Below are 21,909 nucleotides of genomic sequence, written 5' to 3' on the forward strand. Positions count from 1 at the left end.
GGCTCGCCGTCAGAACGCTTGCTTCAGAGCGACGAAAAATCCGCGGCGCGGGCCATATTGGGGAGCGAAGACGCCAATGCCGGAGCCGTCGCGCAATTCATAGGCGTGGTCGAACAGGTTGACGATATCGAAGCGCAGCGTCAGCGGCTTGTCGAACACCACGCCAATCTCGCGCGAGAGGCTCAGATTGACCTGGGCGTAGGGAGACACGTGGGTCGTGTTGGCGAAGCCCGACCGCAGACCGCTGCCGTAGATCATGTCGATCGAGCCGCGCGTTCCCCAAAAGACATAGGAGGCGCCCGCCGAGCCCGTCCAGGTCTGGGCGTGATCGGTGTAGATATAATGGTTGGCGACATAGGAATATTCGTCGGGACCAAACAGGAACTGGTTCGACGTCCATTGGGTCGCGCGCTGGCGGCCCCAGGCGAGATTGGCGTAGGCGCGTAGACCGCCGCTTTCGAATTTCGAGCTTAGCTCGACGCCCGTATTGTAGGCGCGATCATAATTGAAGGCCGTGAGCGCATAGGCCTGCCCGAATTGCCCGTCATCGAGCAGATTGCGCGCCCGCTTGTAGTAAAAGTCGAGGCCGACCTCGAGCTCACGCCCCACTTTCTGCGTCGCCCCGACGTCGAAGACATGCGCGCGCTCGGGGCGGACCGGACCCGAATAGGGAATTGCAGGCTGCAGCGTCGTGTTGTTGTAAAGGACGAGCGACGTCGGCGCGGCGAGCGCCTGCGGCGGGGGCGTGAAATTGCGCGCATAGCCGGCATGCAGCGTCGTTCCGTCCAACGGCTTGAAGACCAGCCCAAAGCGCGGACTGACCTGATCGGCGTCGACGAACTGCCAGATCTGATCGAAACGCAAGCCGCCGTTCAGCGTCAACCGGTCTGAGAGCTTCCATTCGTCCTGCGCGTAGACGCCGGCGATCCAGCCGACCTTGGCGTTGGAGTCATAGACGCCATAAGGCTGGTCGATCGGAACGCCGTTCGCGTCGAGCGGCTCCAAGCTCGAATTGGTCACGACATGGGTTTTCTCGCCGCTCGTGATGAAGCCGGCGCGAAAGGTGTGGGCGTCGTTCACGCGATAGGCGGCGTCCCCTTGCAAGCCGTTGACGAGGCTCGCGCGATAGACGTCGGAGGCGACGCCGTTGAAGACGAGATCGCCGATTTGGTCGGGGACGTAATGCAGCGTCGAGTAGCGTGAGAAATAGGAGAGCTGCGCATCGACCGGACCGGCTGAATGCGTCAGCGCGATCACATTGTAGAAATTGCGTTCGTCTTGAATTTCGTTGAGTTTCGAAGAATCGAACCAGCCGACGCCGAAGGCTTCGAAATTTGGCGGTTGATTGGGGTTGTTGGGGATGTGGAAATTGGCGATCGAAGTTCCCGTGATGTAGCTGAGCTTCGTCGTGTCGTCGATTGCATAGGCTGCGTAGCCGAAGAATCGCCCTTGCTGGGTGAGATCGTGAATCGCTTCATGGCTCGGCGTGGGATTTTCGAGTCCGAGATTGTTGCGCACCAAGCGCCCCGTCGCGAAGACCTCCCATGGACCGCTCTTGGCGCCATATTCGAAGAAGGTCTGACCGGTCGCGTGGCTGCCGCCATAGAGCGTGAGATTGCCGCCGGGCGTTTCCGGCGGCGGGCGCGAGACGATGTCGATAAGGCCCGCGGTGCGCAGCCCATATTGCGCCGGCAGCGCGCCGGTGATGAGCGACAGCGAGCCGATGAAGCCCGTGTCCAGGACTTGCCCAAAGCCCGAGACGCCATCGGGCAGCAATATGCCGTTGATCCGATACTGCAGATTGGCGTGCTCGTTGCGGACGTGAAGACCGCCGCTCGCCGCTGAATCCTGCGTGACGCCGGGGGCCTGCAACAGCACCTTGTCGAGCGGCGCCTCATTGCCCTGGGGAAGCGCCTCTATCGCGGCGCGGTCGAGCGAATACTGGCTGGCGCCGATCTTGGGCAGCAGGCGGTCGAGCCGGGCGGCGTTCGTCAATTCCGCCGACGGTTGCGCGGTCGTCGGCCCGAGCGCCTGCGTGGGCGGGCCGGGGACCGCCGCCGCTGCGCGCAGAATCGGCAGCGGCGCGGCATGGCGCGTCGCCGTCGTCGTCGGGCGCGCCGGCTGTTGTGGTCGAAGCCGGGCCTGTTTGCGCGGCTTCTGAGACACCTCAATGTCAGGAAGCGCATGCTGAGCGGCGGCTTCGCGGTCCGGCAGCGGAGCCAGAACCGCCGCAAGGAAAACGAGAGATCTTCTGGCTGGCCATCGGCTCATCGGGGTGTCCATTCTCGGCGGAGTGGCATTGTAATGTTATAATATAACATGAATTATGGCGAGAAAGCGGCGCCATAGGATTTGATCCTCCATCCCTTGGGCCGAACAAAGCTAGAAAACAGGCTTGCAGGAGAGAACAAAGCATGCACAATGGTGCTCGGCCGTCCGGGCTGTTTTTCGATCTCCGCCCGCCGTTGCACCGCCCGCTTCCCCTGTGCCAGAAGGAATTTCGCCGTGAGCAAAGCCGCCAATCTCCGCCTTGTGGAAGGAACCTCCGTGGACAAGACCAAGGCGCTCGACGCGGCGCTCTCGCAGATCGAGCGCGCCTTCGGCAAGGGCTCGATCATGCGGCTCGGCAAGAACCAGAAGCCAGTGGAGATCGAGACCGTCTCCACAGGCTCGCTGGGGCTCGACATCGCGCTCGGCGTCGGCGGCCTGCCGCGCGGGCGCATCGTCGAGATCTATGGGCCCGAGTCCTCCGGCAAGACGACGCTGACGCTGCATGTGATCGCCGAGGCGCAGAAGGCCGGCGGCGTCTGCGCCTTTGTCGACGCCGAGCATGCGCTCGATCCCATCTACGCCAAGAAGCTCGGGGTGCAGCTCGACGAGTTGCTGATCTCGCAGCCCGACACAGGAGAGCAGGCGCTGGAGATCACCGACACGCTGGTGCGCTCGGGGGCGGTCGACGTGCTGGTCATCGATTCGGTCGCGGCGCTGACGCCGCGCGCGGAGATCGAGGGGGAGATGGGCGAGGTGCAGCCGGGCCTGCAGGCGCGGCTGATGAGCCAGGCTTTGCGCAAGCTCACCGCCTCGATCTCGCGCTCGAACACGCTCGTGATTTTCATCAATCAGATCCGCATGAAAATCGGCGTGATGTATGGCTCGCCGGAGACGACGACGGGCGGCAACGCGCTGAAGTTTTACGCCTCGGTGCGGCTCGACATTCGCCGGATCGGGGCGATCAAGGACCGCGACGAGGCGGTGGGCAATCAGACGCGCGTGAAGGTCGTCAAGAACAAGGTGGCGCCGCCGTTCAAGCAGGTCGAGTTCGACATCATGTATGGCGAAGGGATCTCCAAGGTCGGGGAGCTCGTGGATCTCGGCGTGAAGGCCGGCGTCGTGGAGAAGTCGGGCGCGTGGTTTTCCTACGACAGCCAGCGGCTAGGGCAGGGGCGCGAGAACGCCAAGAACTACCTCAAGCAAAACCCGGCGGCGGCCGCCAAAATCGAGGAGGCGATCCGCGCCAACGCCGGCGTCGTCGCCGACAAAATTCTCGAGGACGGGGGCGCCGAGGAAGGCGAGGGCTAAAAGCGCGATAAGAGCACAGCGGTCGCGATTCCCGGCGCGATGGGCTATGTCTGCGTCTCTGGCCTTTGGCCGTCATGCCCGCGCTCGTCGCGGGCGTCCGGGTCGTGGAGCGACAGAAATATTCGAGCGGAGGCATTGCGCTTCCACGTCCCCGTTTGCGCGACATCTCGGCGTGGACGGCCGGGACAAGCCCGGCCATGACGCGCAAGGTCCTGAGATTGCCTCATCCCTCCGAAAGGTCTCGCTTTGAACGCTCTTCCCGATCCCGCCACCCTGCCTTTCGAGAAAGCCATGCAGGAATTGGAGGAGATCGTCGCGGCGCTCGAAAAGTCGACCGTTTCGCTCGACGAGTCTGTGAAGCTCTTCGAGCGCGGCGAAGCGCTGAAGCGGCGCTGCGACGCTTTGCTCAACGAGGCGGAGGCGCGCATCGAGAAGATCACGTTTGGCGCGGACGGCAAGCCATCGGGCCTTGCGCCGCTCGATCCGGAGTGAGAACCCCGCTCCTCTCGAATTGGCTTCAAGTGACGTGACGGTGGTGCTGCGGCCGGCCTCCGGATGAGTTGAAAAGCCAGCACGGAAGGCATATGCTTATGGCATATGTTTAGGAGGCCCGGATGGAAGCGAGGCGCGTGAGGCTGTTCAGAAACGGACGCAATCAAGCCGTGCGGATTCCTGTCGAATTCGAGTTGCCCGGCGATGAGGCGCTCTTGCTGCGCGAAGGCGATCGTCTCGTGCTTTTGCCGACGCGTAAGCGCGGTCTCTTGGGCCTGCTCGCGACGATGGAGCCTCTCGACGAGGACTTTCCCGAGATTGAGGATCGACCGCCAGCGCCGGAGCGAATGTTCTGAAATATCTCTTAGACACCAACATCATCTCCGACCTGATAAAAAATCCTCGGGGCCGTGCCGCGGAGCACATCGGGCGCGTCGGCGAGGTCAACGTCTGCACGAGCATGGTCGTGGCCGCCGAGCTTCGCTACGGATGCGTGAAAGCGGGCTCGACGCGTCTTGCGGAAGCCGTCGAAAAGCTTCTAGCCGAGATTGACCTTCTTCCATTTGAAGTCCCGGCCGACGCGGAATATGGGCGTCTTCGCGCGCGCCTTGAGCAGCAAGGGAAGACGATCGGCTCGAACGATCTCTTGATTGCCGCGCACGCTCTGGCCATAGACGCCACGATCGTCACGGCCAATGTCAGCGAGTTCTCGCGGGTGGAAGGATTGAGGGTCGAAAACTGGCTCTGTTAAAGGCGTTTCGCTTGCCGTTTCCGCCAATCATAAGCGCCGCCTCACAGGCGCTTTGAGCCCCCCGCTCAGGCTCTCATTCGCAGTCGACGCGATCCCCCCGAGTGGTAGGACTGGAAACGACAAGGAAACGCACGTCCTCACGGGAATCGTTTCGGGCCTGATGGCGCTGCAAAGGGGGGATTTCCATGCTCCCTCCTGCTGGGACCGCCTGCGTCTCTCCCTCCAGCTCCATATGGAGCGTGCCTGACAGAACATAGAAAAACTGTCGGGCGACCCGATGAAAGTGACGGATCTCGGCAGCGCCGGGAGGCATGCGCTCCTCAATAATCATAAGATCTGAGCGCGGGAGCAACACCCATCCGTCGCAATGGGTTCCCCAATTGTAGTGCTGCGCATTTTGCCTGTTCATGATCATTCGTGCAGCCGATCGAACAAGTGGCGCCGCGCTGCGAGGCTCAGCTCGCCACGCCGCGACATCCAACTTCACGCTCAGGTCGTCGTCGCCGGCCTTCGGGGTCGGTCATGTCCTACGCCACGCTTCTCTCGATAATATGCGCGAGATCCGTCATGATCTGGTTCAGATCAAAGTTCTTCGGCGTGTAGACCGCCGCGACGCCGCTCTCGCGCAACAGCTTCTCGTCCGCCGGCGGGATGATGCCGCCCACGACGAGCGGCACGCCCGCGAGACCTTCGTCCTTCATGAGCTTGATGACCTCATGGGCGAGCGTCACATGCGATCCGGAGAGAATCGACAGGCCGACGCAATGCGCGCCTTCCTTCTTGGCGGTCTCCACGAGCTCCTTTGGCGTCGAGCGGATGCCGGCATAGATCACGTCGAAGCCGGCGTCGCGGGCGCGAACCGCAATCTGCTCGGCGCCGTTCGAATGGCCGTCCAATCCGGGCTTGCCCACGAGAAATTTGGCGCGCTTGCCGATCTTCTGCGAGACGCGCTCGACCTCGCCGCGCACCTTGTCGAGCGCGCCGCCGACCTGGCGGGCGGTCGAGGAAACGCCCGTCGGCGCGCGATACTCGCCGAAGACGCCGCGCAGCACGCCGCCCCATTCGCCAGTCGTCACGCCCGCCTTGGCGGCGGCGATCGAAGGCTCGACTAAGTTGGCGCCTTCCTTGGCCGCGCGCGAAAGCTCTTCCAGCGCCGCCTTCGCGGCCTTCTCGTCGCGCGCCTCGCGCCAAGCCTTCAGCCGGGCGATCTGCTCGGCCTCGACATGCTCCGGCACCACCATGATCGCGTCCTCGCCCGAGGCGAGCGGCGAGGGCTCGCCCTCCAGGAATTTATTGACGCCGACGACGATCTGCTCGCCGGCTTCGATGGCTTCGAGCCGGGCCGTGTTCGACTCGACGAGCTTCGACTTCATATAGCCGATCTCGACCGCCGCGGCCGCGCCGCCGAGCTCGTCGATCTTCTTGAGCTCGGCCTTGGCCTCGGCCTTCAGGCCTGCGACTTTCTTGGCGATCTCCGGATTGCCGTCGAAGATGTCGCCATATTCCAAGAGGTCCGTCTCATAAGCCATGATCTGCTGCATGCGCAGCGACCATTGCTGGTCGAAGGGACGCGGCAGGCCGAGCGCCTCGTTCCAGGCGGGGAGCTGCACGGCGCGGGCGCGCGCGTCTTTGGAGAGCACCACCGCCAGCATCTCGATCAAGATGCGATAGACGTTGTTTTCCGGCTGCTGCTCGGTGAGGCCCAGCGAATTGACCTGCACGCCATAGCGGAAGCGGCGGGACTTCTCGTCCTTCACGCCGTAACGGTCGCGGGTGATCTCGTCCCACAGCTCGACGAAGGCCCGCATCTTGCAGAGCTCCGTGACAAAGCGCATGCCCGCGTTGACGAAGAAAGAGATGCGCCCGACGACCTGCGCGAAATCCGCCTCCGAGAGGCCCGCGGCCTTCACGCCGTCGAGGATGGCCACGGCGGTGGCGAGCGCATAGGCCAGCTCCTGCGCCGGCGTCGCCCCCGCCTCCTGCAGATGGTAGGAGCAGACGTTCATCGGGTTGAACTTCGGCGATTCCTTCGTCGCGAAGAGAATGAGGTCTTGCGTGAGCCGCAGCGACGCAGCCGGCGGAAACACATAGGAGCCGCGCGACAGATATTCCTTGATGATGTCGTTTTGCGTCGTGCCCTGCAGCTTGGCGCGCGCGACGCCTTGCTCCTCGGCGGCGGCGATATAGAGCGCCATCAGCCAGACCGCCGTGGCGTTGATCGTCATCGAGGTGTTCATCTCTCCGAGCGGAATGCCCTCGAAGAGCGTGCGCATGTCGCCCAGATGCGAGACCGGCACGCCGACCTTGCCCACCTCTCCCCGCGCGAGCGGATGGTCGCTGTCGTAGCCCGTCTGCGTGGGCAGATCGAAGGCGATCGACAATCCCGTTTGCCCCTTGGCGAGGTTCGAGCGGTAGAGCAGGTTCGATTCTCGCGCGGTCGAATGGCCGGCGTAGGTTCGAAACATCCAAGGTTTGTCGCGGCGCGGGGCGTCGGTCATACGTGCAGGCTCCTTTGCTGTGCGAATAGCGCATCGGGCCGCAGGGCGTCAAAACGGGGCGGCGCCCGACCGGCCATGCTCGGGGAAACCTTCCTCCTTGCGAGACCCAACCCGTCATGGCCGGGCTTGTCCCGGCCATCCACGCCATCCAGCCGCGGCGCCGTTGGCGCTAATCGAAATCCTTCGGCTTTCCGGGTCTCGCGCGAAACACTTTCTTGGCGAAGCCGCCAAGGCCGCAAGAGTTTGGAGCTCTGAGAAGAGAGCGGCCAGTTCGCGCAAAATCTCTTAGAGAACTTGGGGGTCTCGGCGTGGATGGCCGGGACAAGCCCGGCCATGACGAGCCCTGGGAGAGATGTATGACTCCCTCAGTCCTCGGTGCGGAAGGCGCGAGGCGCTGGCCTCACCTTCGCCGGCCGCACGAGTTCCCGCTGTCTCAGCCGCGCCAGGGCCTCAGCCCGCCATCTTCTCGACGAGCGCGTCGGAAAACTCCGCGTTCACATAGACGTTCTGCACGTCGTCATTGTCTTCCAAAGAGCCGATGAGCTTCAAAATCTTCTCGCCGGCCTCGTCGTCGACCGCGACTGTGTTTTGAGGGCGCCAGACGAGCGCGGCCTTCTTGGGCTCGCCGAATTTTTCCTCGAGGCTCTTGGCCACGTCGCGTAGCCCTTCGAGCGAGGTGGTGATCTCATGCGTCTCCTCGCTGGAGGCCACGTCTTCCGCGCCGGCCTCCAGCGCCGCCTCCATCATGGCGTCCTCCGAGGCGACCTTGCGGTCGAACTCGACGAGCCCGACCCGGTCGAACATGAAGGACACGGCGCCCGTCTCGGCCAGCGCGCCGCCGGCCTTGGTGAAATAGGAGCGAACTTCGCCGGCCGTGCGGTTGCGGTTGTCGGTCAGGGCCTCGATGATGATCGCGACGCCGCCCGGCGCATAGCCCTCATAGCGCACCTCGTCGTAGTTTTCCGCGTCGGCGCCCGAGGCCTTCTTGATCGCCCGCTCGATGTTGTCCTTGGGCATGTTCTCGGCGCGCGCGGCGAGCACGGCGGCGCGCAACCTGGCGTTCATATTGGGGTCGGGCAGGCCCATTTTCGCGGCCACGGTGATTTCCCGGGCGAGCTTGGAGAAGAGCTTCGAACGAATGGCGTCCTGCTTGCCCTTCTTGTGCATGATATTCTTGAATTGACTATGCCCGGCCATCGACCGCCCTTGCCTCCTAAAGCCGCAGCATTTTCGCGGCGCGAGCGCGATTCCTTGTCGCCCAAACGGAAGCGCTCGAGCGATAAGGAATCGCGCCAAATCAAAACGTCGGAGCGAATTCCGAGCGCAAAAGTCTGTCAACTTTTGCCCTAATTCGCTCTGAAGCGGCCCATATACGCCGGGCTGCGCCAGAAATAAAGGAAGCGCCGGCTTCAGGAGGGACCCCGCAGAATGCGCCGTGACGACAGCATCCCCGAAGACCGCCGAACCCCGCAGCCCCCGGATCCGCTGCGCCGCCGCACGCCGCTTCCTGGCAGCCTCCCCAAGAGCGAGGCGGAAGACCCGCAGGCGGCCCTGCGCGTGCGGCGTCTTATGGACAGCCCCGTCTATCGTGAGGGCTCCGAGGATCTGGACTTCTTGCGATCAGATGTGGCGCGGGGCGTCCGCCTCGATCTCGACTATCTGAAGCCCGAGTTGCAGTTGCAGCAGTACGGCGTCACCGAAGCCATCGTCGTCTTCGGCTCAACGCGCCTCGTTGAGCACAAGGCCGCCGCCACCCGGCTCGACGCGGCTCAACGCCAAGCCGCCGCCCATCCGCAAGACGCGGCGCGCGCGCAAGCCATGCGAAGAGCCGAGCGTATCGCGGAAAAATCCCGCTATTACGAAGTCGCGCGCCAGTTTGGGGCGCTTGTCGGGGCGGCCCCGGCGCTTGCCGGCGGAGGGAAGCTCGCCATCGTGACCGGCGGCGGGCCAGGACTGATGGAAGCGGCGAATCGCGGGGCCTTTGAGGCTGGCGGCAACAGCGTCGGCTTGAACATCAACCTACCGCATGAGCAGTTCCCCAATCCCTATGTGACGCCCGACCTCTGCCTGCGCTTTCATTACTTCGCGATCCGCAAGCTGCATTTCCTGTTGCGAGCGGCGGCGCTGGTAGTCTTCCCCGGCGGCTTTGGATCCATGGACGAGCTCTTCGAGGTCCTGACGCTGGCGCAGACCCGCAAGATCGAGCCGCTTCCCATCATCCTTGTCGGCAAAGACTTCTGGTCCCGCGCCTTCGACGTCGAATTCCTGTTAGAGGAGGGCATGATCGACCCGGAAGATCGCGATCTCTTTTGGTATGCGGAAAGCGCGGAAGAAATATGGGAGGACATTCTATATTGGCGTCAAATGGCCGGCCGGCCGTTGCTCGGTCGATAGTTATGGATGCTTTTCTTTCTTCCTCGACTTCATCCCTCCACTTATGGCGTCGCCTTCACACATATAGGCGCCGCGCCTGGTGGCTCCATAACGGCGCTCACCATAGAAAGAATAGCTCTTTGACGGAAAATTGGCCCACACAACGGTGTCCGTCGGGCAATGACTTTTTGCCTGCCTCGCGGTTTCAAATTGGAGCTCCCCAGACGGGGCGGCCTCCGACGAGCCTTTCGATGCGGGCGCCGCGGTAGCCGAAGAAGGAGCGCCAGGCGCCGCGGCCGGCGCTGGAGCGGAAGGGGTCACGTTCGGCTCCGCGTTCTGCTGAGCCATGCCAACCGAGGTTGACGCGATCAGGCCCGTCATTGCTGAGAATACTGAGATGAGAAGGCGTCTTCCCATTATGGAATTCCTCATTTGGCAACATCTTCGCGACCAGCGCATTTTTGCGCAAACTCTTTCGCTTTCCGCTTTCGCTCAACCGCTAAATAGGTTGCAATCGCGAAAATCAATTCGCCGGCGGCAAGCCCCGTCGGCCGATGGTGATAGCCCGGCCGGCGCCGGCTTGGAGGGTTGGCTCACCCTGGGAAATGTCCACGCCTCAGCGGGCGCGCGTAGTCATGTGACTGACATCCATCCGTCCTATCCCCGCGCTCTTGTGGCGGGGACGCCCAAAATTCATGGCCTTGGGGATGAATCGAGGATGAGCGTGGATCTCGGCGATATGAAGCGCGCCACGGCCGCTGGCCTTAGCGCCGCGGTCCACCGAAATAGAACTTTCTCTCGCGCCGGCGCCCTGGAGCGCCTTTTCACCTTGGCCTTTCGAGGGCTCGTCTATCCCCAGATCTGGGAGGACCCCGTCGTCGACATGGAGGCCCTCGCGATCGGGCCCGAAGATCATGTCGTCGCGATCGCGTCGGGCGGCTGCAACATCATGAGCTATCTGATCGCCGATCCGGCGCGAATCGTCGCGGTCGATCTCAACGGCGCGCATATCGCCCTGAACCGACTGAAACTCTGCGCGGCCCGGCATCTTCCCGATTTCGACGCCTTCCACCGTTTCTTCGGCGAAGCCGATCGCGCGGAGAACGTCGAGGCCTACGATCGCTGGGTCCGCCCTCATCTCGACCGCGAGTCTCGCGCCTATTGGGAAGGACGCACCGCCTTTGGCCGGCGCCGGATCGATCGCTTCGCCGACAATTTCTATCGCTATGGCCTTCTCGGCTCCTTCATCGGCGCCGGTCATCTGCTGGCGCGCGCCCATGGCAAGAATCCTCGCCGGCTGCTCGAGGCGCGCACGCTGGAAGAGCAGCGCGAGCTTTTCGAGGACGAGATTTCTCCGCTTTTCGAGACAAAGACGCTGCGCTGGCTCGTCAATCAACCGGCGACGCTCTACGGACTCGGCATCCCGCCGGCGCAATATCGCGCTCTGGTCGGCGACGCGGAAGGCGGCGCGGCCGCGGTGTTGCGCGAGCGCCTGCGCCGGCTCGCCTGCGATTTCGAACTCTCCTCGAATTATTTCGCGCGCCAGGCTTTCGGCCGCCGTTACGGCGATCGCGACGAGGGCGCCGCGCCCCCTTATCTCGAGGAGGACTGCTTCGATCTCGTCCGCGCCAGGGCCGCGCGCGTCGAGACGAAACACATGTCGATGGGAGGCTTTCTCGAAAGCTCTTCGCCAGCGAGCCTCGACGCCTATGTTCTGCTCGATGCGCAGGACTGGATGGACGACGCGACCCTTTGCCATCTTTGGGAGAACATCACGCGCACGGCTCGCCCCGGGGCTCGCGTGATCTTTCGCACCGCCGCCGACGAGCGCCTCCTGCCGGGCCGGCTTCCGGCTGAGCTGCTGGCGCGGTGGCGTTATGACGAGGAGCGCTGCCGGGAGCTCACGCGTCGAGATCGCTCCTCGATCTACGGGGCCTTTCATCTCTATACGCTGCAGACGCCGCAATGACCGACGCTCACGCCGCTCTCATGGATCGAATGTATCGCCCGCAGAGGCGAATCTACGATCTCACGCGCAAGCATTATCTCCTCGGTCGCGACGAGACGATCGACGCGCTCTCGCCGCCGCCGGGAGCGCATGTGCTCGAAATCTGCTGCGGAACCGGCCGCAACCTCATTCGCGCGTCGCGGCTTTATCCGCAGGCGCGTTTCTACGGCATGGACATTTCCGCCGTGATGCTCGACGAGGCTCGGGAGCAAGCCGCCCGCCGAAAAAGCGGCGCGCCGATCGTCTTCGCCGAAGGCGACGCGACGGATTTCGACGCGCAGGCGCTCTTCGGCGTGCCGCGCTTCGAGCGGATCTTCATCTCCTACGCCCTTTCAATGATCCCCGCGTGGCGCGACGCGCTGGCGCACGCCTTCGACCTGCTCACCCCGGAGGGCGAGCTGCATGTGGTCGATTTCGGCGATCAGGCGGGGCTGCCGCTCTGGTTCCGCATCGCCCTCGCCAGATGGCTCGCGCGCTTCCACGTGCAGCCGCGCCGGAACCTCGCGAATGACTTCGCGGCCCAGGCTCAAGCCAGAGGCCTCGCGCATCGCCACGACGCTCTTTACCGTGGCTACGCCTTCCATGAGGTCGCGGCCCCGAGGCTCGGATAGGCCGCTGTCGTTTTAGCGATAGCCTTCCTCGGCGAGCACCTGCCGGACAGCGGGACGGCTCCTCATCCGCTGATAATGGGCGAGGCAGGAGGGTGGGAGCTCCATGCCGATCTTGTCAGCCCAGAACTCATTATAAAACAGGGCGGCGTCCGCGATCGAAAAGCTTCCTGCGAGATAATCCTTGCCGGCGAGCTCGCTGTCCATCGCGAGCAGCGCCGAAGCGACGATCGCGCGTCCCTCCGCCTGGATCGCCTCGATCTTTGCGCCCTGCCTTTGATAGCGCTCCGGAACGAAGACGCGGCGGAAGCCCTCGCCGTGGATGTGGCCCACGCAAAAGGCCATGTTCGCGAGCGCCGCGTCGCGCGACTCGCGTTCCTCGGGGAGAAGCTTCCGGCGCGGAAACGTCTCCGCGATCCATGTCGCGATGGAGACAAAGTCCATCAGCGCGACGCCGTCGTCGCGCAGCAGGGTCGGAATGCTTCCCTGGGGGTTGATCGCGAGATACTCGGGCTTGAGGTGGTCGCCCTTGACGAGATTGACGATGTGCGCCTCGAAAACGAGGCCCGCCTCCTCGAGCAAAATGTGAATCCCCGTCGAGCAGGAGCCTGGGGTCATGTAGAATTTCATGGAGGATATGTTCCCCTGCCGTCGAACCGCGATTGCCTGTCACGCCAGAATGCAACCGGGGCGCCAGGCCCGCTGAAGCGGCGCTGCTGTTCATTGAAAGCCGAAGGCCATAAGACGAGCTTGAGGAGTCCCAGGCATGGGCGAAGAGATACAGGCCACCGCTTTCACCCAGGAAGACGCGGCCCGTTTCCAGCAGCGGCTCGCAGACGAGACGGCGCTCGCCCGCGCGCTTTTTGAAGCCGACGCCTTCTCCAGCGACGGCTACGCTTTCGGTTTCGAGATCGAGACCTGGATCCTCGATCACAGCTTCTTCCCCTCGCCCGTCAACCAGCAATTGCTCGAAAGGTTGAACGATCCGCTGGCTGTTCCCGAGCTGTCGCGCTTCAACCTGGAACTGAACAGCGAACCGCTTGCGCTCTCCGGGGATGCGCTGAGACGATCGCTGAGCGGTCTCGAGGCCCTTTGGCGCCGGTGCAACCAAGCGGCGCATGAGCTCGACGCCAATCTCGTGATGATCGGCACCTTGCCGACGATCCGCGAGGAGGACTTGACGCTCGCCAATATTTCGCCGCTCAACCGCTATTACGCGCTCAACGCCGAGGTTCTGCGTCGGCGCGGCGGGAGGCCGCTGAAAATCGATATTGCCGGCCGCGATCATCTGGTGTCGGAGCATCACGATGTGATGCTGGAGGCGGCGACAACCTCCTTTCAAGTTCATCTGAAGACTCCGGCGCGGCTTGCGCATCGCTTCTACAACGCGTCAGTCGCGGCCTCCGGCCCGATCCTCGCCGCCTGCGGCAACGCGCCCTTTCTCTTCGGCAAGATGTTGTGGGAGGAGACGCGCATCCCGCTCTTCGAGCAGGCCGTGGTCGTTCCGGGGCCCGCCCGCGTCTCCCTGGGATCCGGCTATGCGCAGGTCTCCTGCCTCGAGCTCTTCGAGGAAAATCTTCGCGACTACTCGGCGCTGCTGCCCATCGCTTTCGAGGATCCCCCCGAGACTCTGCGTCATTTGCGCCTGCACAATGGCGTGATCTGGCGCTGGAACCGCCCCCTCATCGGTTTCGACGACAGCGGCGCGCCGCATTTCCGCATCGAGCACCGGATTCTTCCCGCCGGGCCGTCGCTGGTCGACATGATCGCTAACGCCGCTCTCTATCTCGGGCTCGCGCACCATCTAGCGCAAGGCTCCCCTGGCGGCGAAGGCGGATTGCCCTTCGACGCGGCGCGGGCCAACTTCTACGCCGCGGCGCGGGACGGGCTCGAAGCGCGGCTGTTCTGGCCCCGCGTTGGCGAGATTGAGGCGCGCCGATTGCTCGCCGATGTGCTTTTGCCCCAGGCTCGCCAGGGGCTCTCCGACCTCGGCCTCGATGCGTCAGAATTTCTCGACATCATCGAGGCGCGGATTCATTCTGGCCAAACCGGGGCGGCATGGCAGCGCGCCGCCTTCGAAGCGCGTGACCGAAGCCGCTACGAGCTGATGGCGGCCTATTGCGAGAGACAACGCAGCGGCGCGCCCGCGCATGAATGGGAGCTTTAGCCGAAATGGAAACGCCTTGCGCGATCCTCGACTGCGTGCCGCCCCAATTCCTCGACTGCCCGCCCGAGCGCCTCATCGACGTGCTGCCACGACCGACGCTCTTCGATCTCCAGGGCCGAGATCCTCGACCGCTCTTCGTCTCCGTGCTGCTCCACGGCAATGAGGAGACGGGGCTGGAGGCCGCCCAGGAGCTCTTGCGTCGCCATCTCGCAAAAGGGCTCGCACGCTCGCTGCTGCTGTTTGTCGGCAATATCGAAGCCGCTGCGGCGGGCGTGCGGACCTTGCCGAGCCAGCGGGACTTCAACCGCATCTGGCCCGGGACGCCGCTGATCGCAGACCCGCTCGCGCATATGGCGCAATTCGTGTTCGACTATGCGGCGCGCCGAGGGCTCTTTGCGAGCGTCGACATCCACAACAACACCGGCTTCAATCCGCATTACGGCTGCATCCCGCGGCTTGAGCCGAAGTTCCTCGCCTTGGCGCGGCTCTTCTCGCGGACGATCGTGCATTCCGAGCGCCCTCTCGGCGTGCATACCTCAGCCTTCGCCAGGCTTTGTCCCGCGGTTACCGTCGAATGCGGCAAGGTCGGCGAGGGCAAGGCCAGAGATCACGCGATCGAACTGCTCGAAGCCTGTCTCTCCATCGCAGAGCTGCCGGATCACCCGCCGTCGCCGCAGGATCTCAATCTCCTGCGGACCTATGCGATCGTGCGCGTGCCGCCGACGGCGACGCTCTCATTCGACGGCGCCGTCGCCGATTTCATGTTTCCAGCCGATCTCGATCATCTGAATTTCAGCGAGCTCGAAGCCGGGACGACCTTTGGCCTTGTCGGAAACGGCGCCGTGGAGCTCGAGCTCGTTTCGGGAGAGGACGCCGAAGCCACGCCGGAGGGCTACTTCAGCTATGTGGACGGAGAAATCCGCCTCGCGCGCGCGGCGATTCCGGCCATGCTGACCACGAAGCCCGAAGCCGTGCGCCAGGATTGCCTCGGCTATCTGATGCACCGGATCAATCTGCAGGGCGAGAGGGTTTGATCTGCATCGTCAAAGCCGCACGACATCGATCCGCACATCTGTCATCTGCGAGGCGATCTCGGCCACATGGCGGTGGTGGGTGAAAAGAATCGCCTGCCGCTCGCGTCCGAATTGCGCGAGCAATTCGAGCGCGCGGCGCGTGCGGTCGTCGTCAAAGCTCGCCAGCAAATCGTCGCCGATGAAGGGCAGCGGCTCGCCCTTGCGCAGCTCGAGCAAAGCGAGGCGCAGCGCGAGAAAGAGCTGGTCGCGCGTCCCTTCGCTCATGCCGGCCACGGCGACGCGCTGACCGCTCTCGCGCAAGCCTACGAGCGTTGGCGCGTCGGCGTCATCGTAATCGACGCCCAATGTCTGGAAAGCGCCGTCGGTGGCGGCGGCGAACAGGACGGACGCGCGCGCGATTAGGGGATCGGCCGTCGTCTCGCGGTGGCGCTCGATCGCCAGGGTCGCAAGCCGAGCCGCTGCGGCGCGGCGAAGCCAACGACGGGAGACGTCGAGCAGCTCGGCCGCGGCTTCCGCCTTTTCGGCGGCCGCGCCGACGGCGTCGCGCCCCTCGGCAAGGGCGTCGCGTAAGCGTCTGGCCTCGTGCACGCGCGTTTCGGCGAGGGCGATCTGATCGACCATGTTCTTGACGGCGATCTTGGCGCGTTCGATCTCTCCGGGCAGCGCGTCGAACTCGAAGCCGGCTTGCTCCTCCAGCAGCATGGCCTCGTCGAGACCGTCGCCGCTCTCCACAAGATCGCGCTGCGCCTCCTTAAGTCCGGTTTCGCATTCGAAACGACGGTCGAGCCGATCGAGCGACGCGCGCAGCGACGCCGATTCCCTCACGCCCAGAACTTCATAGGCCGAGGCCAGCGCGCTTGCCGCCCCTTCGCTGCGCCGAAGCAGCTTCTTGCGCGCTTCCTCTCGCCGCTGCTGCTTCTCTTGCAGCGTGCTCCGTTTCGTCGCCGCCTGTCTCGAGTCCGCCAGTCTTTGGCCCAGCGCCGTCAGGGCGTCGCGCTGCGGAAGGCTGGCCAGATCCGGCGCCGCGCTGGCGATGAGCCGATCGACCGCCGCTTCGAAAGAGGCGATGTCCGCTTCCATCGTTTGAATGCGGTGGCGTTCCGACAAGAGCGCCTGGCGGGGAGGCGGGACGGCCCGCCAAACCGCGAGCGCCGCCTTGGCTTCGATGGAAGAGGCGTTTTCGGCCAGACCGAGCCCTGCGATCGCTTTCGGCCAATCGGCCTGCGCCTGCTCGAGCTTCGACTGCGCGATCTCTCTTTGTCGTTTCGCGCGCGCCAGTTCCGCCAGAGCGCTTTCGCTGCGGGCCGCCCATCCCTGCGCGGCGCTCCAATCCGCTTCGAGCCGTTCCAACGCGGCGCGGGTCTGCTTGTAAAGCGCATCGATCGGCAAGTCCCGATCGACGACTTCGCCGAGGTCCTGGCCTAGCCCCGTCAGCGCCGCGCGGTTTTCCTCCAATTTTTGCGTCAGCGCGACGAGCGCGAGCCTCGCCTCTTCAATGCGACGGCGCTTCTCCAAAATCTCCCGCGCATCCTCGACCCATTGAAGCATTTCCGCGGGCGAATGGGGCTCGAGGCCGCTTGTCGACCAGAGGCGCCGCCACTCGGAAGACGCGGTCTCTCGCCGTTTTTCGCCTTCCTCGATTGCGCGCGCGCATGATTCGCGTTCTTGCAGAAGCTTCTCGCGCCGCTCCATCGCATTGGCGAAACGTGCGGCGCGCGCGCCATCGTCGAGCAGCGAGTCGGTGACGGCGTCGACGCGCCGGTCGGCTGCTACGAGCTTGGCCAGCGCGTCGCGTCGCGCGATAAGATCGGTCTCGAGCCGCGCTTCCAACTGCGCCAACGTCTCATCGCGCACATGCCGGGCCTTGGCGAGCTCGTCCCGCGTCGCCACCTCGCCCGCTCTGCGCAGGGCCGAAAGCTCTTCCTCAATCTTCGCGAGCGATTGCGCGAGGCGTTCTGCCTCTCGCGCTTCTCGTTGTTCAAAATCTTTCAGCTCCTCGAAGAGGCGGCGAAAGGACTCGATCCGCGCGCTATCGGGGAGTGGCAGGCGCGCCAGCGCGTCGGGCGCGCCGGGAGACGGATCGAGCCTTTGCGCTTCTTTGAAAAGTTCTGCTTCCGCGTGGTCTTGAGCCAAGCGCTCGCGTCGCGCCCGATCCGCCTCGCTCCCGATATCGACGAAGGCGGCGATGCGCCGGCGAAAGGGCGCGGGATCGACGATTTGAGCTTGTGATTCTTGACCCCGCTCAAGCTCTTGCAAGCGTCTCTCGGCCTCGGCCATCGTTTCCTGCGCCGCGATCAGCCGCTTCTCTGCGTCGTTGCGCGCCTCCAACGCCGCTTCGACGCCGATGATTGCCGCATCGCTGGGCTGACGTGCGATCAGCGCGTCGGCGTCGGCGACGCCCAGTCGGCGCGCCAGCTCATTGAGCTGCTCGCGGGCGGCGCGCGCCGCCTCGCGCCGTCTGGGCAGGTCGCTTTCCGCCTTGCGGGTCTCCCCCAATCTTTCTCGCAAAGCTTCGATTTCAGCGGCCATCTCCATGAGCGGCGCGTCGATCTTGAGCGCAGCGATTTCCTCCGTGGCCTCCATTTCCTCGATCTGCTGGCGCGCGAGGTCCTCTTCGACCTTCGCCTGCAGTTCGAAGGCCTCGCGCCACTCTTTCACTAGCTCTGGCGAAACGGCCGGCAGGTCGGAGAGACCCGCCATCTCCTCGCGCAGCCGCCGCAGCTGATTGAGCTTGCGCCAGACACGGAATGCGCGCTCGCGGCGTTTCAGATCGCGCGAGAGCTCGTCATGCTCCCGGTCGAGTCGCTCCCGTTGCGCCTCCGTCTCGGCGACCGCCTTTTGAGCGGCGGCGAAGGATTCTGCAGTCACGACGGCGTCGCGCAGGCGCTTCTCGGCTTCGTGATGGCGGTCGAGCGTCCCGTAAAACGCCTTGCGCTCGGCGCGGCGAGAGCCAAAGAGCGCGTCCGCTTCTTCCGCCAGTCCCGCGCGCAGGCGCGTCAAGGCGGAGAGCTGCGCCGACGAGGCCGCAAGCGTCTCGGCCAGCCGTCCGCCCGACTGCAGGAGGGCGTCTCCCCCTGCACGAAGCGCGGCGGAGGTCAGCCCGAATTCCGCAAAGAAGGTCGCGCGCGTCAGGGAGCCCAGTAGGGGAGCGAGCCCGTCGTCAGCGAGCGGCTTATCATTCTCATCGAGCAGCGTGTTCTTATTGCCCTTGCGACGCCGGATCGAAAGGGCGCCCCCATCGCCGAGGCGAAGATTAGCGCCCACGCGGAGCGTCTTCTGCTCATGCTGGAAGTCGTAGTCCGTCCGAGCCTCGAAGCCGAACAGGAGATCGCCGATCGCGTGCAGCGCCGAGGTCTTGCCGGCTTCGTTCGCGCCGAGCAGGATGTGGAGGCAAGCGTCGGGCCGAAACTCTAAAATGCGGTCGGTGAAGCGGCCGTAGCGTTCGAGATGAAGGCGCTCGATCCTCACGCTTCGCCCTCGCGCTCGGAGAGGAGCCCAAGGAGCAGGTCTCGCGCTTCATCCCGAAGCGCGGAGGTTTCGCTCTCGAGCGCCCCGCGCAGCTCGCGCGGCGATTTGTCCTCGATCGTAGCGAGAAGCTCGGCCAGTATCGTGGAAAACTGCGGGTCGGCCGCTGCGGCCGAGATCAACGCCTCGACATCGAGCGCGTCCGCTTCCGCGAGGGCCGGCGCTTTCTTGGGAGGCGCATGGGTCTCAATCTTGAGGCTCTCGATCCAAAAGTCCTCGGCATGGCGAAAGCCGATCGCGCGCATGTCCTCTTCCAGACGCTCTCGCTCCGCGACGAGTCGGCAGCTGAAGCGAGTCGCTCCCTGAAGCGTGATGCGCAGGGCGACCGGCCGTCCGTCGCAGCCTTCGTATTGCGCGCGCATCGCGGCTTCTATCCGAGCCACGACGTCCGCCTCGTCGCGGCACGAGCCGACGTCGACAAGCGCTTGCGCCCAGCGCGCGGCGTCGAGCGTCAGCGGCGAGACGTCGACGATCCGGCCTTCCTCGACGCTGATCTGCATGGCGCCCTTCGCGCCGGTCTCGCGCGCGTGGCGACCCTGGATATTGCCGGGGTAGACGATGAAAGGATCGCGCGCGACGATCTCCGCGGCGTGCACGTGCCCGAGCGCCCAGTAGTCGTAGCCAAAGCGCCTCAAGTCGTCGAGCGTGCAAGGCGCATAGGATTCGTGGCCGCGCGAGCCGTCGAGCGCCGTATGCAGCAGCCCGATGTTCAGCCAGCCTTCGCGTCGCGGTCGATAAGAGGCGAGAAAATCACCGCCGACGGCGCGCGAGGCGAAGCTGCGCCCGTGCAGCGCGACTCGAAGAGACTCGATTTCGAAGATGTCGGCCTTGCGCGACGGGAATATCCGCACGCTTTCGGGGTAGGGCAGGTCCTTGGAGATCAGGCTTTCGGCGTCGTGATTGCCCTTGACGATGTAAGTGAGAATGCCGGCGCGCTCCAAGCGTCCGAGTTCTCGAGCGAAAAAATGTCCCGTTGAGACGTCGCGCCACTCGCCGTCGAAAATGTCGCCGCAGATGAGGAGAAAGGCGGCCTTCGCGGCGATCGTCTCCGTGACGAGGTTCTGCACCGCGCGCCGACCCGCATTCGCAAAGCGCTCCCGCACGAGCGCGTCTTTGCAGCCGAGCCCCGCTAATGGACTGTCGATATGGAGGTCGGCGGCGTGGATGAAGGTGAAACCCATCGGGAAATGCTACTCTCCGAATCAGTCCTTCGCCAGGAATCACTGTGAATTAACGGGTCAGCCCGGTCCGCGCGAAGACGAGGAGATCCACCCGCGCCGCTCCCGCCCGCAGCAGCGCGCGCGCCGCGGCGTTGGCGGTCGCGCCGGTCGTCAGCACGTCGTCCACGAGCACGACATTCGCGCCCGAGATTCGTCCGGCGAAAGCGGGGTCGACCTTGAAGGCGCCGGCAAGATTCTCGGCGCGCCGCGCGCGGCTCAGGCCCACCTGCGGCGGCGTCGCCTTCACTCGCTCCAAGGCCATGGTTTCCAGCGGGACGGCGCTTTCCCGCGCGATCGGAGCGGCGAGCAGCGCCGCCTGATTAAAGCGCCGTTCGGCAAGGCGCAGGCGGTGGAGAGGCGTCGGAACGATAAGGTCCGCGTCCGTGAGCAATTCGGCCCCGGCGCGCGCCATCCAGCGTCCCATAGGCGCAGCGAGATCGTGACGATCATAATATTTCAGCCGATTGACCAGCGCCCGCGCCGTATCGCCCTCGTAGCGGGCGACGGCCCTTGCGCGCGTGAAAACCGGGGGCCGCGCGGCGGCTTCGAGCGAGATCATCCCCGGAGCGGAGCCCTCCCTCTCGAAGGGCTCCCCCAGCCGCTCGCAGAAGGGACGCTCGATGAAGGCCATGTCAGTCCAGCATCGGGGGCAAAGGCCGCCATGCTCGGCGATCGCGGCGCGGCAGTTGAGACAAGCAGGCGGAAAAAACAGATCGAGCACGGCTGTGCTGGCGCGGTAGAGAACGGGAGAAAGCGCAGAGAGGAACATGGCGCGTCCAGAGTAGCGCGACGGGGCGCGCGCTCCAACGCTCTGACGAGGAATTCGCCGCCTCAACGGTGCTGTTTGACGCGGCGCCGTCCGCCGCGCAGGATACTGAAAAAGGGAGCGCTGATGGAGACCGGGCTGATTGTCTCGCGCGAAGGCGGCGTGCTGCGGATCGTCCTCGACCGGCCCGCGAAGAAGAACGCGCTGACGCGCGATATGTATCTGCGGGCGCTTGCGGCGCTCGAGGAGGCGTCGGGCGACGAGAGCCTGCGAGCGGTGCTGTTTTGCGGAGAGGGAGGGACCTTCACCGCCGGCAACGACCTCGCGGACTTCCTCTCCTTCTCCGGCGAGCCCATGGCGTTTCCGGCGCTGCGCTTCATCAAGGCGGTCGCCAGCTTTGAAAAGCCTCTGGTCGCGGCGGTCGCTGGCGACGCGGTCGGCATCGGCGCGACCATGCTTTTCCACTGCGACCTCGTTTATGCGTCTCCCTCGGCGAGGTTCAAAGCGGCCTTCATCGATCTTGGGCTTCCACCCGAGGGCGGCGTGAGCCTGCTGGCTCCGATGCGCTTCGGCGAAGCCAAAGCCGCGGAGCTGCTCATGCTGGGGGAGGCCTTCGACGCCAAAGAGGGGCATCGCGTCGGCCTCGTGAATGCGATCCTGCCGGAAGAAGAGCTCCAGGCGCGAGCGTTCGAGGCGGCCACGCGCCTCGCCGCCAAGCCCCTGACGGCGCTGCGCGACACGCGGCGCCTGCTGCGCGGCGACCGGGGGAGGCTCCTCGAACGCATAGACGAGGAAGCGCGGCTCTTTGCGCAGGCGCTCAGAAGTCCGGAGGTTCAAGCCCGCTTCGCGGCCTTTCTAAAAAAGAGCGCGCAATAGCCTGGCAGGTCT

The 21,909-nt window shown here is 64.7% G+C and carries 18 protein-coding genes; 10 read left to right on the forward strand and 8 right to left on the reverse strand.

Going from position 1 to position 21,909, the window contains the following annotated elements; genetic code table 11:
• Window positions 1-9: 9 nt before the first annotated feature.
• Window positions 10-2,271 (reverse strand): TonB-dependent receptor, encoded by a 2,262-nt coding sequence (locus QMG80_RS09965; protein WP_085772673.1) that lies wholly within the window; start codon window positions 2,269-2,271, stop codon window positions 10-12.
• A gap of 234 nt (window positions 2,272-2,505) precedes the next feature.
• Here QMG80_RS09965 and recA point away from each other — a divergent pair, with 234 nt between their 5' ends.
• The 4 genes from recA (at window position 2,506) to QMG80_RS09985 (ending at window position 4,822) form a co-directional block, all read left to right on the forward strand.
• Window positions 2,506-3,579, forward strand: a complete 1,074-nt coding sequence (gene recA / locus QMG80_RS09970; RefSeq protein WP_245299967.1) for a recombinase RecA — start codon at window positions 2,506-2,508, stop codon at window positions 3,577-3,579.
• Window positions 3,580-3,825: 246 nt separating this feature from the next.
• A complete protein-coding gene (locus QMG80_RS09975) occupies window positions 3,826-4,071 on the forward strand; it encodes an exodeoxyribonuclease VII small subunit (RefSeq protein WP_085772674.1) in 246 nt (81 codons plus the stop codon).
• A gap of 122 nt (window positions 4,072-4,193) precedes the next feature.
• A complete protein-coding gene (locus tag QMG80_RS09980) occupies window positions 4,194-4,427 on the forward strand; it encodes an antitoxin (RefSeq protein ID WP_085772675.1) in 234 nt (77 codons plus the stop codon).
• Entirely contained in the window at window positions 4,424-4,822 is a 399-nt protein-coding gene (locus tag QMG80_RS09985) for a type II toxin-antitoxin system VapC family toxin (protein ID WP_085772676.1), read from the forward strand. The genes QMG80_RS09980 and QMG80_RS09985 overlap by 4 nt, the downstream gene beginning before the upstream one ends.
• 73 nt (window positions 4,823-4,895) lie before the next feature.
• Here the strand turns inward: QMG80_RS09985 and QMG80_RS21700 are convergent, their stop codons facing one another.
• The 3 genes from QMG80_RS21700 to QMG80_RS09995 all read right to left on the reverse strand — a co-directional run bounded on the left by QMG80_RS21700 (window position 4,896) and on the right by QMG80_RS09995 (window position 8,517).
• Window positions 4,896-5,237 carry a cupin domain-containing protein gene (locus tag QMG80_RS21700; protein ID WP_102938122.1) on the reverse strand — a complete coding sequence of 114 codons (342 nt, stop codon included), beginning with the start codon at window positions 5,235-5,237 and terminating at the stop codon, window positions 4,896-4,898.
• A gap of 112 nt (window positions 5,238-5,349) precedes the next feature.
• Window positions 5,350-7,320, reverse strand: a complete 1,971-nt coding sequence (locus tag QMG80_RS09990) for a protein meaA (protein WP_085772677.1) — start codon at window positions 7,318-7,320, stop codon at window positions 5,350-5,352.
• Between the two features lie 450 nt (window positions 7,321-7,770).
• A complete protein-coding gene (locus tag QMG80_RS09995) occupies window positions 7,771-8,517 on the reverse strand; it encodes a YebC/PmpR family DNA-binding transcriptional regulator (protein ID WP_085772678.1) in 747 nt (248 codons plus the stop codon).
• A gap of 231 nt (window positions 8,518-8,748) precedes the next feature.
• On the opposite strand from QMG80_RS09995, the gene QMG80_RS10000 reads away from it, so the two are divergent.
• From QMG80_RS10000 to QMG80_RS10010, 3 genes are all read left to right on the forward strand, one after another.
• Entirely contained in the window at window positions 8,749-9,714 is a 966-nt protein-coding gene (locus QMG80_RS10000; protein WP_085772679.1) for an LOG family protein, read from the forward strand.
• A 697-nt stretch (window positions 9,715-10,411) separates the two neighbouring features.
• Window positions 10,412-11,662, forward strand: a complete 1,251-nt coding sequence (locus tag QMG80_RS10005) for a BtaA family protein (RefSeq protein WP_085772681.1) — start codon at window positions 10,412-10,414, stop codon at window positions 11,660-11,662.
• Window positions 11,659-12,312, forward strand: coding sequence for a class I SAM-dependent methyltransferase (locus QMG80_RS10010; protein WP_085772682.1), 654 nt, complete (start codon window positions 11,659-11,661; stop codon window positions 12,310-12,312). The genes QMG80_RS10005 and QMG80_RS10010 overlap by 4 nt, the downstream gene beginning before the upstream one ends.
• A gap of 12 nt (window positions 12,313-12,324) precedes the next feature.
• Here QMG80_RS10010 and QMG80_RS10015 read toward each other — a convergent pair whose 3' ends face one another.
• On the reverse strand, window positions 12,325-12,939 hold the full coding sequence (locus QMG80_RS10015; RefSeq protein WP_085772683.1) for a glutathione S-transferase family protein: 615 nt from the start codon (window positions 12,937-12,939) through the stop codon (window positions 12,325-12,327).
• Between the two features lie 136 nt (window positions 12,940-13,075).
• Here QMG80_RS10015 and QMG80_RS10020 point away from each other — a divergent pair, with 136 nt between their 5' ends.
• Together QMG80_RS10020 and QMG80_RS10025 are read left to right on the forward strand one after the other, a co-directional pair.
• Window positions 13,076-14,476 (forward strand): glutamate-cysteine ligase family protein, encoded by a 1,401-nt coding sequence (locus QMG80_RS10020; protein ID WP_085772684.1) that lies wholly within the window; start codon window positions 13,076-13,078, stop codon window positions 14,474-14,476.
• 5 nt (window positions 14,477-14,481) lie between these two features.
• Window positions 14,482-15,510 carry a M14 family metallopeptidase gene (locus QMG80_RS10025; protein ID WP_085772685.1) on the forward strand — a complete coding sequence of 343 codons (1,029 nt, stop codon included), beginning with the start codon at window positions 14,482-14,484 and terminating at the stop codon, window positions 15,508-15,510.
• A gap of 9 nt (window positions 15,511-15,519) precedes the next feature.
• Here the strand turns inward: QMG80_RS10025 and QMG80_RS10030 are convergent, their stop codons facing one another.
• From QMG80_RS10030 to QMG80_RS10040, 3 genes are read right to left on the reverse strand one after another with little or no spacing between them, the layout of a single operon-like run.
• Complete coding sequence (locus tag QMG80_RS10030) at window positions 15,520-18,978, reverse strand: ATP-binding protein (protein ID WP_085772686.1); 3,459 nt, start codon at window positions 18,976-18,978, stop codon at window positions 15,520-15,522.
• Window positions 18,975-20,216 (reverse strand): metallophosphoesterase family protein, encoded by a 1,242-nt coding sequence (locus QMG80_RS10035; protein ID WP_085772687.1) that lies wholly within the window; start codon window positions 20,214-20,216, stop codon window positions 18,975-18,977. The genes QMG80_RS10030 and QMG80_RS10035 overlap by 4 nt, the downstream gene beginning before the upstream one ends.
• A gap of 49 nt (window positions 20,217-20,265) precedes the next feature.
• Window positions 20,266-21,024, reverse strand: a complete 759-nt coding sequence (locus QMG80_RS10040) for a ComF family protein (protein ID WP_085772688.1) — start codon at window positions 21,022-21,024, stop codon at window positions 20,266-20,268.
• Window positions 21,025-21,147: 123 nt separating this feature from the next.
• Between QMG80_RS10040 and QMG80_RS10045 the strand changes: the two genes are divergently transcribed.
• On the forward strand, window positions 21,148-21,897 hold the full coding sequence (locus QMG80_RS10045) for an enoyl-CoA hydratase-related protein (protein ID WP_085772689.1): 750 nt from the start codon (window positions 21,148-21,150) through the stop codon (window positions 21,895-21,897).
• Window positions 21,898-21,909: the final 12 nt, after the last annotated feature.

The sequence above is a fragment of the Methylocystis bryophila genome (assembly GCF_027925445.1).
GTDB lineage: Bacteria > Pseudomonadota > Alphaproteobacteria > Rhizobiales > Beijerinckiaceae > Methylocystis > Methylocystis bryophila.